This window comes from Phenylobacterium sp. RIFCSPHIGHO2_01_FULL_69_31 (genome assembly GCF_001824475.1).
In the GTDB taxonomy this organism is placed as follows: Bacteria; Pseudomonadota; Alphaproteobacteria; order Caulobacterales; family Caulobacteraceae; genus Phenylobacterium.
This window is the reverse complement of record NZ_MHXN01000045.1, coordinates 85,339-98,651: the sequence shown is the minus strand read 5'-3', so window position 1 is coordinate 98,651 and position 13,313 is coordinate 85,339. Positions and strand designations below refer to the sequence as shown.

Annotated in this window: 16 protein-coding genes; 10 read left to right on the top strand and 6 right to left on the bottom strand. The window is 68.7% G+C overall.

The annotated features are described in order from the left end of the window. The first annotated feature begins 1 nt into the window (after nucleotide 1). The 5 genes from A2790_RS22655 (at nucleotide 2) to A2790_RS22635 (ending at nucleotide 4,824) form a co-directional block, all read left to right on the top strand. Nucleotides 2-1,657 (top strand): nitrite/sulfite reductase, encoded by a 1,656-nt coding sequence (locus A2790_RS22655; protein ID WP_293396820.1) that lies wholly within the window; start codon nucleotides 2-4, stop codon nucleotides 1,655-1,657. Further along, nucleotides 1,641-2,141: a DUF934 domain-containing protein gene (locus A2790_RS22650; RefSeq protein WP_293396818.1), complete on the top strand. Its 501-nt coding sequence runs from the start codon at nucleotides 1,641-1,643 to the stop codon at nucleotides 2,139-2,141. Before A2790_RS22655 ends, A2790_RS22650 begins: the two co-directional genes overlap by 17 nt. Before the next feature lie 3 nt (nucleotides 2,142-2,144). Continuing rightward, complete coding sequence (locus A2790_RS22645; RefSeq protein WP_293396815.1) at nucleotides 2,145-2,882, top strand: phosphoadenylyl-sulfate reductase; 738 nt, start codon at nucleotides 2,145-2,147, stop codon at nucleotides 2,880-2,882. Between the two features lie 54 nt (nucleotides 2,883-2,936). Further along, the gene (locus A2790_RS22640; protein WP_363081584.1) at nucleotides 2,937-3,719 is read left to right on the top strand and encodes a ferredoxin--NADP reductase; all 783 of its coding nucleotides are present in this window, start codon (nucleotides 2,937-2,939) and stop codon (nucleotides 3,717-3,719) included. 142 nt (nucleotides 3,720-3,861) lie between these two features. After that, nucleotides 3,862-4,824, top strand: a complete 963-nt coding sequence (locus A2790_RS22635) for an adenylate/guanylate cyclase domain-containing protein (RefSeq protein ID WP_293396811.1) — start codon at nucleotides 3,862-3,864, stop codon at nucleotides 4,822-4,824. 92 nt (nucleotides 4,825-4,916) lie between these two features. Here A2790_RS22635 and A2790_RS22630 read toward each other — a convergent pair whose 3' ends face one another. Both A2790_RS22630 and A2790_RS22625 read right to left on the bottom strand, forming a co-directional pair. Next, nucleotides 4,917-5,510, bottom strand: a complete 594-nt coding sequence (locus A2790_RS22630; RefSeq protein ID WP_293397111.1) for an AAA family ATPase — start codon at nucleotides 5,508-5,510, stop codon at nucleotides 4,917-4,919. A gap of 31 nt (nucleotides 5,511-5,541) precedes the next feature. Further along, the gene (locus A2790_RS22625) at nucleotides 5,542-6,021 is read right to left on the bottom strand and encodes a 3D domain-containing protein (protein WP_293396808.1); all 480 of its coding nucleotides are present in this window, start codon (nucleotides 6,019-6,021) and stop codon (nucleotides 5,542-5,544) included. Between the two features lie 186 nt (nucleotides 6,022-6,207). On the opposite strand from A2790_RS22625, the gene A2790_RS22620 reads away from it, so the two are divergent. Genes A2790_RS22620 through folD form a run of 4 tightly spaced genes read left to right on the top strand, consistent with a single transcriptional unit; the run spans nucleotide 6,208 to nucleotide 9,208 of the window. Next, complete coding sequence (locus tag A2790_RS22620; protein WP_293396805.1) at nucleotides 6,208-6,789, top strand: glutathione S-transferase family protein; 582 nt, start codon at nucleotides 6,208-6,210, stop codon at nucleotides 6,787-6,789. A 42-nt stretch (nucleotides 6,790-6,831) separates the two neighbouring features. Further along, the gene (locus A2790_RS22615; protein WP_293396802.1) at nucleotides 6,832-7,839 is read left to right on the top strand and encodes a S1/P1 Nuclease; all 1,008 of its coding nucleotides are present in this window, start codon (nucleotides 6,832-6,834) and stop codon (nucleotides 7,837-7,839) included. Beyond that, nucleotides 7,839-8,297, top strand: coding sequence for an NUDIX domain-containing protein (locus A2790_RS22610; RefSeq protein ID WP_293396799.1), 459 nt, complete (start codon nucleotides 7,839-7,841; stop codon nucleotides 8,295-8,297). Before A2790_RS22615 ends, A2790_RS22610 begins: the two co-directional genes overlap by 1 nt. Nucleotides 8,298-8,314: 17 nt before the next feature. After that, the gene (gene folD, locus A2790_RS22605) at nucleotides 8,315-9,208 is read left to right on the top strand and encodes a bifunctional methylenetetrahydrofolate dehydrogenase/methenyltetrahydrofolate cyclohydrolase FolD (RefSeq protein WP_293396796.1); all 894 of its coding nucleotides are present in this window, start codon (nucleotides 8,315-8,317) and stop codon (nucleotides 9,206-9,208) included. Here folD and A2790_RS22600 read toward each other — a convergent pair. The 4 genes from A2790_RS22600 to A2790_RS22585 are packed head-to-tail and all read right to left on the bottom strand — an operon-like array spanning nucleotide 9,205 to nucleotide 12,750. Then, nucleotides 9,205-9,834 (bottom strand): ABC-type transport auxiliary lipoprotein family protein, encoded by a 630-nt coding sequence (locus A2790_RS22600; protein WP_293396793.1) that lies wholly within the window; start codon nucleotides 9,832-9,834, stop codon nucleotides 9,205-9,207. The two genes, folD and A2790_RS22600, sit on opposite strands and share 4 nt — an antisense overlap. Continuing rightward, complete coding sequence (locus A2790_RS22595; RefSeq protein ID WP_293396790.1) at nucleotides 9,831-10,796, bottom strand: MlaD family protein; 966 nt, start codon at nucleotides 10,794-10,796, stop codon at nucleotides 9,831-9,833. Before A2790_RS22595 ends, A2790_RS22600 begins: the two co-directional genes overlap by 4 nt. After that, nucleotides 10,796-11,599, bottom strand: a complete 804-nt coding sequence (locus A2790_RS22590; protein WP_293397108.1) for an ABC transporter ATP-binding protein — start codon at nucleotides 11,597-11,599, stop codon at nucleotides 10,796-10,798. The genes A2790_RS22595 and A2790_RS22590 overlap by 1 nt, the downstream gene beginning before the upstream one ends. Nucleotides 11,600-11,622: 23 nt before the next feature. Beyond that, a complete protein-coding gene (locus A2790_RS22585) occupies nucleotides 11,623-12,750 on the bottom strand; it encodes an ABC transporter permease (RefSeq protein WP_293396787.1) in 1,128 nt (375 codons plus the stop codon). Between the two features lie 251 nt (nucleotides 12,751-13,001). Here A2790_RS22585 and A2790_RS22580 point away from each other — a divergent pair, with 251 nt between their 5' ends. Next, a complete protein-coding gene (locus A2790_RS22580; protein WP_068878629.1) occupies nucleotides 13,002-13,313 on the top strand; it encodes a hypothetical protein in 312 nt (103 codons plus the stop codon).

Sequence of the window (13,313 nt, the reverse complement as noted above, 5' to 3'; positions counted from 1 at the left end):
GATGTACCAGTACGACACTATCGACAAGGCGATGCTCGCCGACCGCTCGGCCGAGTTCCGCGGCCAGGTCGCCCGCCGCCTCGCCGGCGAGCTGACCGAGGACCAGTTCAAGCCGCTGCGGCTGATGAACGGCCTCTATCTGCAGCTTCATGCCTACATGCTACGGGTCGCCATCCCGTACGGCTCGCTGAACCCGACCCAGCTGCGCAAGCTGGCCTGGATCGGCCGCACCTACGACAAGGGCTACGGCCACTTCACCACCCGCACGAACCTGCAGTTCCACTGGATCAAGCTGGCCGACACGCCGGACATCCTGGATCACCTGGCCAGCGTCGACATGCACGCGATCCAGACCTCCGGGAACTGCATCCGGAACACCACCACCGACCCTTATGCCGGGGCCACGGCGGAGGAGGTGGACGATCCGCGGGTGTGGGCCGAGGCGATCCGCCAGTGGTCTACGTTCCACCCGGAATTCTCGTTCCTGCCCCGCAAGTTCAAGATCGCCATCACCGCTGCGCCGAAGGATCGGACTGCGGCCCGCGTGCATGACATCGGCCTGGTGCTGAAGCGCGCCCGCGACGGGGCGCTGGGCTTCGAGGTGATCGTCGGCGGCGGCATGGGGCGCACCCCTTACGTCGGCCCGACCATCCGCGAGTTCCTGCCGGTCAATCGGCTGCTCTCGTACCTGGAAGCGATCCTGCGCGTGTACAATCGCCACGGCCGCCGGGACAACATCTACAAGGCCCGGATCAAGATCCTGGTCGCAGCCCTGGGCAAGGACGAGTTCGCCCGCCAGGTGGAGGCCGAATGGGCCAAGATCGGCGAGGGCGCGGACCTGCCGGACACCGAGCTTGCCCGCATCCGCGGCGCCTTCGCCCAGACCAACTTCGAGACCCTGCCGGCGCAGTCGGAGGCGTTCGAAGCGGCCAAGGCGGCGAAGCCGGCCTTCGCCCGCTTCGTCCGCAACAACGTCAAGCCGCACAAGAGGCCCGGCTACGGCATCGTCGAGATCAGCCTGAAGGGCATCGGCGACACGCCCGGCGACGCCACCTCCGAACAGATGGAAGTCGTGGCCGACCTGGCCGAGCAGTACGGCCTCGGCGACATCCGCGTGACGCACGAACAGAACCTGGTGCTGCCGCACGTCAAGCTGGACGACGTTCCGGCGGTCTGGGCCGCGCTGGCGGAGGCCGGCATCGCCACGCCGAACATCAACCTGGTCAGCGACATCATCGCCTGCCCGGGGCTGGACTATTGCGCCCTAGCCAACGCCCGGGCGATCCCGATCGCCCAGCACATCGCGGAGAAGTTCCGCGACCAGGACCGCGCCGAGAAGATCGGCGAGCTGAAGATCAAGATCAGCGGCTGCATCAACGCCTGTGGCCACCACCACGTGGGCCACATCGGCATCCTGGGCGTCGATAAGAAGGGCGAGGAGTTCTACCAGCTCACCCTGGGCGGGTCGGGCGCCGAGGACGCCTCAGTGGGCTCCATGCTCGGCCCGGCGCTGCCCTACGACAAGGTCGCCGACGCCGTGGACACCCTGGTCGACGTCTACCTGCGCGAGCGGCACGACGGCGAGCGCTTCCTCGACACCTTCCGCCGCACCGGCGTCACCCCCTTCAAGGAGGCCGTCTATGCCGACGCTCATTGAACTGAAGGACGGCGTCGCCAAGGCCGCCGAAGATCCGTTCACCCACGTCGCGGACGACCAGGACATGGCGAGCGGCGACGTGATCGTCTCCCTCGGCCGCTTCCAGGCTGAGGGCGAGGGGCTTCTGTCCGAGGGCCGCCGCGTCGGCGTGCGCCTGAAGGCGGAGGAGGAGGTCGAGGCCCTGGCTTACGACCTGCCCCAGTTGTCGGTGGTGGCGCTCGAATTCCCCAAGTACCGCGACGGGCGGGCCTACACGAACGCCCGGCTGCTGCGCGAACGGTTCCACTTCAAGGGCGAGGTCCGGGCGGTGGGCGACGTGCTGCGCGAGCAGGCCGCTTTCATGGTCCGGGTGGGCTTCGACGCCTTCGAGCCCGCCGACGACGCCAGCTCCAACGAGTGGCAGGCCGCGGCCCACCGGTATCGCCACGTCTACCAGAGGTCCGCCGACGGCCGTGCGCCGGCCTTCGCGGAACGGGAGGGCTGAGTGATGGCCTTTGACGCGCTCGATCGTAACCCCGTGGCTCTGCGCCTCGACGCCGAGCTGCGCCATGCGCACCCGCGCACCATCCTCGAAGCCGCCGTCGAGAGTTTCGGCGACAAGCTGGCCCTGGTGTCGTCGTTCGGCGCCGAGTCGGCCGTGCTCCTGGACATCGCCGCCAAGGTGAAGCCCGACGTCGCGGTGCTGTTCCTGGATACCGGCATGTTGTTTGGCCAGACGCTGGACTACCGCCAGCAGCTCGCCGCGCGCCTGGGTCTCACCAACGTGCGCGACCTGCGGCCCCAGTACCAGGACCTGGCGACCTCGGATCCCCAGGCCAAGCTGTGGCAGTCCGACACCGACGCCTGCTGCCACATCCGCAAGGTCCTGCCGCTGGACAAGGCCCTGGGCGAGTTCGACGCCTGGATCACCGGCCGCAAGCGCTTCCACGGCGGCGACCGTCTGCACCTGCCCGTGGTCGAGCAGTCCGAGGGCAAGCTCAAGTTCAACCCGCTGGCCAATTGGGGCAAGTCCGACCTCGACGCCTATGCGGCCGAGCATGGCCTGCCGGCCCATCCGCTGGTGGCCCAGGGCTTCCCCTCGATCGGCTGCTGGCCCTGCACCCAGCCGGCGGAGGAGGGCGAGGATGTCCGCGCCGGCCGCTGGAAGGGGATGGACAAGACGGAATGCGGCATCCATCTGGCGCGTGCGCCGGGGACGCCCGACAACGTCGGCGGCGATATCTAGGGTATTTCAGGAATGAACGACGTGACTCTGGCTCAGCCGGCGCCGGCCGGCGGAATGAAGGCGTCCGGCGCCTTCTTCGTCGAGACGGTGACCTGGGTCCATCACTGGACCCCCAGCCTGTTCTCGTTCCGGACGACGCGCGATCCCGCGCTCCGCTTCTCCAGCGGCCAGTTCGTGATGGTCGGGTTGCAGAAGGAGGACGGCAAGCCGCTGGTCCGCGCCTATTCCATCGCCTCGCCGTCGTGGCATGAGGAGTTGGAGTTCTATTCGATCAAGGTGCCGGACGGCCCGCTCACCTCGCGCCTGCAGAACATCAAGGTTGGCGACCAGGTGCTGATCGGCCGCAAACCGACGGGCACGCTGGTGCTGGACGGCCTGAAGCCCGGCAAGCGCCTCTACATGCTGGGCACCGGCACGGGCCTCGCGCCCTGGCTGTCGCTGGCCCGCGACCCGGAGGTCTACGAGCGGTTCGAGACGGTGGTGGTGACTCACACCGTTCGCGAGGTGGCCGACCTCAACTACGCCGACCTCTTCGACGACCTGCCGCGGGACGAGATCCTCGGCGAGCTGATCGATGGGAAGCTGAAGTACTATCCGACGGTCACGCGCGAAGACTTCCGGACCAAGGGACGGATCACCGATCTCATCGCCTCCGGGCAGATGTTCGCCGACCTCGGGCTGCCGCCGTTCAACCCGGCAGAAGACCGGGTCATGCTGTGCGGCGGGCCGTCGGTGCTGGCCGACCTCAAGCAGCAGCTCATCGACCTAGGCTATCAGGAAGGTTCGATCGCCCAGCCTGGCGACTTCGTGCTGGAAAAGGCCTTCGTCGAGACCTGAGCGAGGGCCTGCACGTCTCGCTCGCCAAAAGGTTAATTCCGCCCTGCGACATTACTCATAAGAGGTTTTACGTAGGGATTCGTCCCGAATGTTAACCATACCCCGCAGGTGAGAAATTCGGACAGATCGAGGGAAAGCCTCCATGTCCGAGACGCATTTTGACACCGCCGCGACCTCCAAGGCGCTCAAGACCCACCTGTCGGGGTGGTTCGGCGTACAGCAGGCGTGCGCCTATCGCGCGCCGGCGGAAAGCTCGGCGGTCATGCGACTGGATACCGGTCCTTCCTCGGGCTGCAGTGGGGCCAGCGCCGGCTCTTGCGGTTCGCCGAGCGCCTGCGGCTCCGAGACGACCGCGCCGGCCTGCGATATCGCCGCCCAGCTCCGTGCCGAGCAGCAGCGTGGGCGGGAGATGGAGCGCCTTCTTTCCCAATACGTCTCGCCCGGGGTGCTGGAGCGCCTGATGGCCGATCCGGACGGGGTGGGGCCGGGCAGCGAGACCCGCGACGTGACCGTGCTGTTCGCAGACCTCCAGGGCTTCACCTCGCTGGCGGAGGCCTTGAAGGACAATCCGGGACGTCTGGCCGACCTGATCAACGCCTTCCTCGACCCGATGACCGAGATCGTGCTGGCGCACGGCGGTACGATCGACAAGTACATGGGGGACTGCGTCATGGCCTTCTGGGGCGCGCCCGCCGACGACCCTGCCCAGGCCTCGCACGCCTTCGACGCGGCCCAGGCCATGATCGCGGCGATGGACGACGTGCGCGACCGCTTCCGCGCCATCTTCGCGGACGAGCGCGAGCCGCCGCCGGTCGATATCGGGGTCAGCATCGGGATCAACTCCGGCGACTGCATCGTCGGCAACGTGGGTAGCCGCCGTCGCTTCGACTATTCGGTGCTGGGCGATCCCGTGAACGTGGCCTCGCGGCTCGAGGGGCTCTGCAAGACCTACGCGACGCCCCTGCTGGTCGGTGAGGAGACGGCGCGGCGGCTTGGGCCGGATGCGGGCCTGGGTCCCATCGGCCGCATCACCTTGCGCGGCCGCAGCCAGCGGATGGGCGTCTTCGCCCTGGCGCCCCAGGCGCGCGCGGAGCTGGCGGCATGAGCTTCACCACGGCCCATGAGCAAGCCCGGCCCGCCGTCCGCACGGGCGAGCGACTTCCGCGAGGCCTTGGCCTGGCGATCGGAGCCGTCGCTTCAGTCGGCCTCTGGGCGCTCTTGATCCACGGCGCGATCCGACTGTTCGGCTGATCCTCGCCACGCGGCCGTCTGGCGCAGCACGAACGCCGCCCGCGCCGGCACGCTGGCCTTCGGGACGATAATCGGCTCGTAGCCCAGGGTCGGAAGCCGCGCGCGGATGATCCCGAACGTTGCCTCGGCCTCCTGCCAGTCCTGCCGCCGCTCCGAGTCGGTCGCGTAGATCTTGCGCCAGGGCGGGAAGATGAAGACCCGCGCATTATACCGCCGCGTCCGCACCGCCTCTGCGATCCGCGGCGAGGGCAGGGCGCCGTTCGCGCCATAGCTGTCGATGATCCCCCGGTCGAAGAAGACCCGGCGCGTCTCGCCCGCCAAGGCCTCGAAGATGGCGACGTCGCGCTCCACGCACCGCGCCACGAAGGCGTCGTTGTCGAGCCAGGGCACGGCGGCGCCGCCCGTCTCCACCTGCTCGCGGATCACCGCGCGCGCCGTCTCCTCGACGACGCGCTCGCCCCTGGCCTGCAGATGACGAATAAGCGCGGTCTTGCCCACGCCGGGACCGCCGGTGAGGACGAAGAAGTTCGGCTTGTGGATGGCTGCCCCCGAAGGCGAGGGCCGGCCCGCCTTACTTCGGCGGGCAGCCCGTGAAGTTCCCGACCTTCACCGCGGTGAGGGTGCCGAGGTTGAGCTTCTGCATCGGCTTCATCGAAGCCGCGCCGTGACCGGTGTAGAGGTCGATCCGCTGGCCCTTGATCGCGCCGCCCACATCGGAGGCGTACCAGTAGCCGTCGTGCGCCTGGCCGTCGGGCATCTTGATGCCCACCGTCTCCTTGATGAAGACCACGGTGCGGCGCGGGATGATGTTCTTGTCCACCGCCAGGGTGCGCATCGGAACGACGCGGCAGCCCAGGCTGTCCAGGGCGCCCACGCCCTTGGCGCCGGCGTGATAGAGCGTGGCCTTCACGTTGAAGACCGCCGATCCGGGGAGGGCTCCCGAAATGATGGAGCTTACGAGGTCCCCGACGGGATCGTTGCTCGCGGCTTGCGCGTTTGAGGCGATACCGATGGCGGAAAGTGCTGCCAGGGCGGCGAGGCGGCGTCGCATGGACGGCGTCCTCCTTCGTCGTTGAACTGGTGCCGGAGTCCTACCGGCTGAGGTCCCGCGGGGCAACCCCTGGCGGGCCATTCGCCGCGCCCTGTGAGTTTTCCTTACAGCGGTCGTAAGACGGTATCGCTTGATACCCGGAGGGATTGCGGCACAACGCGCCCTGAGCGAGAGGGAGGCCGGCGCGTGAAAATCTATGGTGACAGCATCTCGGGCAACTGCCTGAAGGTGAAGTGGACGGCCGATTTTCTGGGCCTGAAGTACGCCTGGATCGAGACCAGCGTGCTCAAGGGCGAGTCGCGCACCGCCGACTTCCTGGCGATGAATCCGGCGGGCCAAGTGCCCGCGGTGGTCTTCGACGACGGGCGGGCCCTGGCCCAGTCCAACGCCATCATTCTCCATTTCGCCGAGGGCTCCGACCTCATTCCGGCGGACGCCTACGCCCGGGCGAAGATGTTCGAGTGGATGTTCTGGGAGCAGTACAGCCACGAGCCCTACGTGGCCGTCGCCCGGTTCCAGGTGCTGTACCTGGGCAAGCCTGTCGCCGATCTGGAGCCCCGGCTGGTCGAGCGGGGGAACGGGGCGCTGCAACGGATGGAGCTTGCCCTTGGCCAGACGCCGTTCCTCGTGGGCGAGGCCCTGTCGCTCGCCGACGTTGCGCTGGTCGCCTACACCCGCGTCGCCCACGAGGGCGGCTTCAGCCTCGATCCCTATCCGCAGGTGAAGGCCTGGGTGGCGCGCGTGGAGGCCGCCCTCGGCATTCGCTGAGCGCGCTTGCCATTGTCGCGGACGGGCGTGAAAAGCGGAGGCATGAAGCGCCTTCCCGCCCTCGCCCTCGCCGTCGTCCTCGCCGCCGCGCCCAGCTCGCTCTTCGCCTGGGGCAACACCGGCCACCGGATGCTGGGCGAGATCGCCATGCGGGCGCTGCCGTCCGAGATGCCGGCCTTCCTGCTCACCAAGAAGGCGGCCACCGATGTCGGCGAGCTGTCGCGCGAGCCCGACCGGTCCAAGGGCGCCGGCAAGCTGCACGACCAGGATCGCGACCCCGGGCACTTCATCGACCTGGACGACGACGGCAAGCTGCTGGGCGGGCCCCAGATGCTGCCCCTGGCGGCCACCCGGGCCGAGTTCGAGACCCAGCTTCGCGCGGCGGGTCTCGATCAATGGAAGGTCGGCTACCTGCCGTATTCGATCATCGACCGCTACCAGCAGCTCACCAGCGATTTCGCCTACTGGCGGGTGCTGAAGGCGGCTGAGTCCAATCCGAAATGGAAGGCGAACCGCAAGTGGTTCACCGCCGACCGAATCCGCCGGGAGGCCCTGATCCTGAAGGGCATCGGCGAGCTCGGCCACTTCGTCGGCGACGGCAGCCAGCCGCTGCACGTGACCAGCCACTACAACGGCTGGGGCGATGGCCCGAACCCCAACAACTATTCCAAGGCGCGCCTGCATGGGCCGTTCGAGAGCGACCTTGTCCAGGCGACGGTGAAGCCGGCGGCGGTGGCGGCGAAGGTCACGCCGCTGCGCCTCTGCAACTGCCCGATCGAGCAGCGCGTGTCCGACTACCTTTCCGCCACGGGTAAGCAGGTGATCCCATTCTATGAGATGGAGAAGGCCGGAGGCATGGCGCCGGGAGACCCACGCGGCACGGCCATGGCCACCGAGCGCCTGGCAGTCGGCGCGTCCGAGTTACGTGACGTGATCGTCGAGGCGTGGCGGGCCAGCCTGAACTCCAAGGTCGGCTGGCGGCCGGTGGCGGTGAAGGACGTGCTGGCCGGCACGGCCGATCCGTATCCGGCCCTCTACGGAATCGACTGATGGCCGTGCCGCAGTTCGGGACGCGCGAGGACGGCCGGGATTATCGCGACCGTCCGGCCGCCTTCGGGATTGCCCAGCGCGATGGACGGATCGCCCTGGTCCGGATCGAGAAGCCGCGCCATCCGGCCTGGCATGACCTGCCCGGCGGGGCGCTGGACCCCGGCGAGACGGCTGAAGACGCCGTGGTCCGCGAGTTCGGGGAAGAAGCCGGCCTGAAGGTTGCCGTCGAGCGCGAGTATGCCCGGGCGGACCAGTATTTCCTCAATACCGATGGCGAGGCGTTCGACAACCGCGCGGTGTTCTTCACCCTTGCCGTGGCGGGCGACGACCCCGGCCTGAAGGTCGAGGACGACCACACCCTGGTCTGGATGGACCCGCACGAGGCGCTGGCGATCCTGCGGCACGACGCCCATGCCTGGGCCGTTGCGGCGTGGCTGAGATTGCGCGCGCGGGCCTGAGGGTCTAGCAGCGCGCCATGACGGCGGGAATCATCGACGGAAAGGTCCACGCCGAGCGCGTGCGGGCCAAGGTGGCGGCCGAGGTCGCCGAATTGCGCGCAAAGCACGGGCTGCAGCCCGGCCTGGCCGTGGTGCTGGTGGGCGACGATCCGGCGAGCCAGGTCTATGTGAAATCCAAGGGCGAGCATTCGCTGGCCGTTGGCATGCATTCGGTCACCCACCGCCTGCCGGCGGACACCCAGCAGGGCGAGCTGCTCCGCCTAGTGGCCGACCTCAACGCCGATCCCCTGATCCACGGCATCCTCGTACAGCTCCCGCTGCCGAAGCACCTCGACGAGAAGGCGGTGATCGCCGCCATCGACCCCGACAAGGACGTGGACGGCCTTCACGTCGTCAACGCGGGCCGCCTGGTGGCGGGTCTGCCGGCGCTGGTGGCCTGCACGCCCACGGGCTGCCTCATCATGCTCAAGGCCACGCTGGGCGACCTGACCGGCAAGCGCGCGGTGGTGGTGGGTCGCTCGCTGCTGGTGGGTAAGCCCGTCGCCCAGCTGCTGCTGGCCGAAGACTGCACGGTGACCATGGCCCATTCGCGCACCCGCGACCTGCCGGCCGTCTGCCGCGAGGCCGACATCCTGGTCGCCGCCGTGGGACGCCCGCGCATGATCCGCGGCGACTGGATCAAGCCCGGCGCCTGCGTCATCGACGTGGGCATCAACCGCGTGCCGTTCGACGACCCGATCAAGGCCGCCGAGGGCCGGACGAAGCTGGTGGGCGACGTCCACTACAAGGAGGCGCTGCAGGTCGCCGGATCGATCACGCCGGTGCCGGGCGGCGTCGGGCTGATGACCGTCGCCGTCCTGCTTCAGAACACCGTGACGGCCGCCAAGCGCCAGGCGGGCATCGAAGCCTAGGTCGGCTTGGCGTTCTCGTTGGTCCAGGCGACGACCTCGGCCAGCACTTCGGAGACCGCGCGGTCATAGGCCGGCACGATGGCCGAGACGCGGTTGTCGCCGGCGCGGATCCGCTTCTCGAACAGCTTCTCGCCCACCAGGCCGCGATCGGTAGCGCCCGTCATCGCGGCCCGAACCCGCACGACCACCAGCGGCGGCGCCTTCGGGCCCTGGTCGTAGTGCGCCTCGAAGTTCCGGACATCGAGCCGCAGCACATAGGCGGCGGAGGCCGGCTCGCCGCGCGCGATCAGCCGAACAGGGCCTGCGTCGGCGTCGAAGGCGGCGACCACGGCCTCGTCCCACAGCACCGCGGCGGGCGCCACCCAGCGGGTCTCGGCCACATAGGCCGCCTTGCCGCCCGTGATGGTGAGCAGGCGGTCGCCCGCGGCCTCGCGCTGGAAGGACGCGTTGGTGCGGAAGACGCCGACGGCGCCCATCGGCGTGGCGACCGCGTCGGCGCTCACCGGCTGGCCGAAGCGGTAGAGGTGCGCCGGCTTGGTCTTGGGCAGCAGCGAGACGCAGGCCGAGAGCGCCAGCGATGTCGCGCCGACGGCCAGCAGGCGGAGGAGGGCGGGCGAGCGCATCATTGGGGCACCTTCACTTCCTCGGCCTTGCCCTTGCCGAGCGCGCCCGTGGGGTTGGACTGGACCTCGTTGACCAGCCGCTCCAGCGACTCGGCCGTGGACTGCAGCTGGATTACCGCCGAGGTTACCTGAGGCAGGCCGTTGGTGGCGAAATCGGTCGTGGGTCCCTGCAGCCGTCCCAGCATCTCGCGGGCGTCCTTGGCGGCGGCGCGGCCCTCTTCGGCGGCGTCGGCCAGGTTCTTGATCGCGCGGCGGCCGTCGCCATCGACCACCTCGCGGGTGGCGCGGGAAAGGGCGGCGATCTCGGTGGTCGCCTCCTCGATGCGCTGCACCGCGGCCTGGGCGTCGGCGATGATCGCCTTGCGCTCGCGCAGTTCGGCGGTGACCGCCTGGGCGTCGGAGAGCGAGGCCGAGAAGGTCTTGATGTTCTGGTCCGAGAGGACCCGGTTCACCCGGTCCAGCGCCTCGATGGTCCGGGTCAGCACGGTGCCGCCGCCCTCCAGCAGGTCGGAGATGGCGCTGCGCTGGCTGCGGATGATGGGAATGCAGTCGCGGCCCAGTCCAAGGCGTTCGCACCGCGGCTGGTCGGCCTCCTTGAGCAGGGGGCGCGTGCCGGTGCCGGCGGTGATCTGCACGTAATTCAGGCCGGTGATCCCTTGCGGCTCCAGCGTCGCATAGCTGTCGACCCGGATCGGCACGTCCTCGGTGACCCGCACGCGGGCGATGACGTTGCGCGGATTGAACTTGTCCAGGGCGATCTTGCTGACCTCGCCCACCTTGATGCCGTTGAAATGGACCTCGCCGCCCTCGTTGAGGCCGCGCACCGGCCCCTGGAAGACGATGTCGTACAGGTCGTACTCGGCGTTGATCCGCAGCCGCGCCAGCCAGACGACGAAGACCACGAGCGCCACCGTGAGGATCAGGGTGGAAAGCCCCACGAGGGCGTAGTTGGCGTTTCTTTCCATCAGCCTTTCGTCCCCGTTCGGGCGTCGCGGGCCGCGCGGCCCCGCGCTCCGAGGAAGTATTCGCGGATCCACGGATGATCGGAACGCTCGAGCTCGCGAACCGGCGCCGTGGCGACCACGTGCTTGTCCGCCAGCACGGCGACGCGGTCGGTGATCTCGTAGAGGGAGTCGAGGTCGTGGGTGATCATGAACACCGTGAGGTCCAGGCTGTCCGCCAGGTCGCGGATCAGTTCGTCGAAGGCCGCCGCGCCGATTGGGTCGAGACCCGAGGTGGGCTCGTCGAGGAAGAGCAGTTCCGGGTCCAGGGCGAGCGCCCGGGCGAGGCCCGCGCGCTTGCGCATCCCGCCCGAGAGCTCGGCCGGCTTGAGCGAGCCGGCCTCGGGGCGGAGGCCCACCATGGAAATCTTCAGCTCCGCCAGCTCATAGGCCTCGCGCCGGGACAGCTTGGTGTGCTCGAACATGGGGGCTGCGATGTTCTCGCGCACGGTCAGGTTCGAGAACAGGGCGCCGCCCTGGAACAGCACGCCCCACGACCGCTCCAGCGCGCTCCAGCGGCGCCGGGAGGCGCGTTTGAGCTCCTGTCCGAAGACGGTGACTGTGCCGGCGTCCGGATTGCGCAGGCCGATGATGGTGTTGAGCAGGACCGACTTGCCGGTGCCGGACCCGCCGACCACGCCCAGGACCTCGCCGCGCATCGCGGTCAGGTCGAGGTTGTCGTGAACCACGTGGTCGCCGAACTGGGAGCGCAGGCCGCGCACCTCGATGGCGGGGCCCGACTGGTCCAGCAGTTCCTCGTCCGACAGGGTGTTCTCGTTGACGACGTCCGTCACAGGTCGAGCTCCATGTAGATGAGCGCGAAGACGGCATCGAGCATGATGATCGCGAAGATCGCGTGGACCACGGCGGCCGTGACCCGCTGGCCCAGGGACTGGACATCGCCGCCGACGAGCAGGCCCTGACGGCAGCCGATGCCGGCCACGACGCCGGCCATCACCGGCGCCTTGGAGAGTGCGATCCAGAAGTGGGTGGCGCCCACATTGTCGACGATCCGCTGCAGGAAGAACGTCGGTCCCAGCCCCAGGGTGGACCAGGTGACCATCAGGCCGCCCAGCAGGCCGGCTAGCGTGGCCACGAAGGTGAGCAGGGGGATGGTCACCAGCAGCGCTATGAAGCGCGGCAGCACCAGGGCCTCGAACGGGTCGACGCCCATCACCTGCATGGCGTCGACCTCCTGCTGCATCTTCATCGAGCCCAGCTCGGCGGCGAACGCGGAGGCGGAACGGCCCGAGAGCAGGACGGCCGTGATCACGATGTTGAATTCGCGGATCACCGCCACCCCGATCAGTTCGACCACGAAAACCTCGGCGCCGAACTGGCGCAGCATGTTCACCCCGAGCAGGGCGACCACGGCGCCGATAAAGAAGGTGGTGATCGCCACGATGGGGATGGCGTCGAGGCCCGCGCGCTCCATTTGGGTGAAGATCGGCGCCCAGCGGACCTTGTGCGGGGCGGTGACGAGATTGACGAGGGCCCTGAGCGCCACCACCAGCAGGTGGCCGAGGAAGCCCATGGTGTCGAGGAACTCGACCCCCAGGTTCACCATCCCCCGGCCGATCCGGATGGTCAGGTTGTGAAAGCCCCTGGGCTCGGGCCGGACGACCGGTTGGACGCGGGCGGCGTTGTCCACCAGCTCGAGCAGCCGCCGCGTCTCCGGGCGGGCCACCACCTGGTCGAGCTTGAAGTCGGTTCCCACGGCCCGGACGATGGCGTACGCGCCGGCCGTATCCATCCGCCTGACCTTGGTCAGGTCCAGGCTCACGCCCTGGCGGCCGCGAAGCTCCTGCGCCAGCCGTTCGCCCACCCCGGCCAGCAGGTTGGTCGTCCAGTCCCCGCTGAGCGCCGCCGTGGGGCGATCGGTCGCGGCCTGCATCCGGAAGTCGGCGGGCTTCTCCATACTCGGGTTGTTTCGGGGTGCGAGGCGGCTGTCCAGCCCCGGTCGCCGAATTCAGTCTCCCTCTTGGCGTTGGCGCCTTACAGAGACAGCGCCAGGGCCCAACGTCCATATGGCGAAGGTTGTTCCCAACGATGATTTCGCGCTCCAGAGCCCTCTACGGCAACGCTCAGCCAAGTTTTGGTCCAAGTCCGGCGGGTAAGCATCCCGAGGTCCCGCTACGGACCCGACTCGCTAGCGTAGGAGTGGAGAGAGTGACCCGACAGATCGACCTCGCAGGGGCCTCCGGCGCGCGTTATCGCTACAGCCCGCTGGATGAGGAGCGGTTCCTGCCGCCGGCCGGCGCCAATTATGTCATTGCGGAACTGACGGAGGAGGGCGCCAACGTCGTCTACGCCGGCGAGACCGACAACCTCGCCAGCCAGACGTGGCGCTCCGACCTCGAGAAGGCGCGCCGGAAATACGCCGAGGCGACCGTGCTGACCCGGCTCAACGTGACCCGCGCCATCCGCGAGGCTGAACGGGCCGACCTCATCGAGCATTATCATCCGCCGTTGAACGGCTAG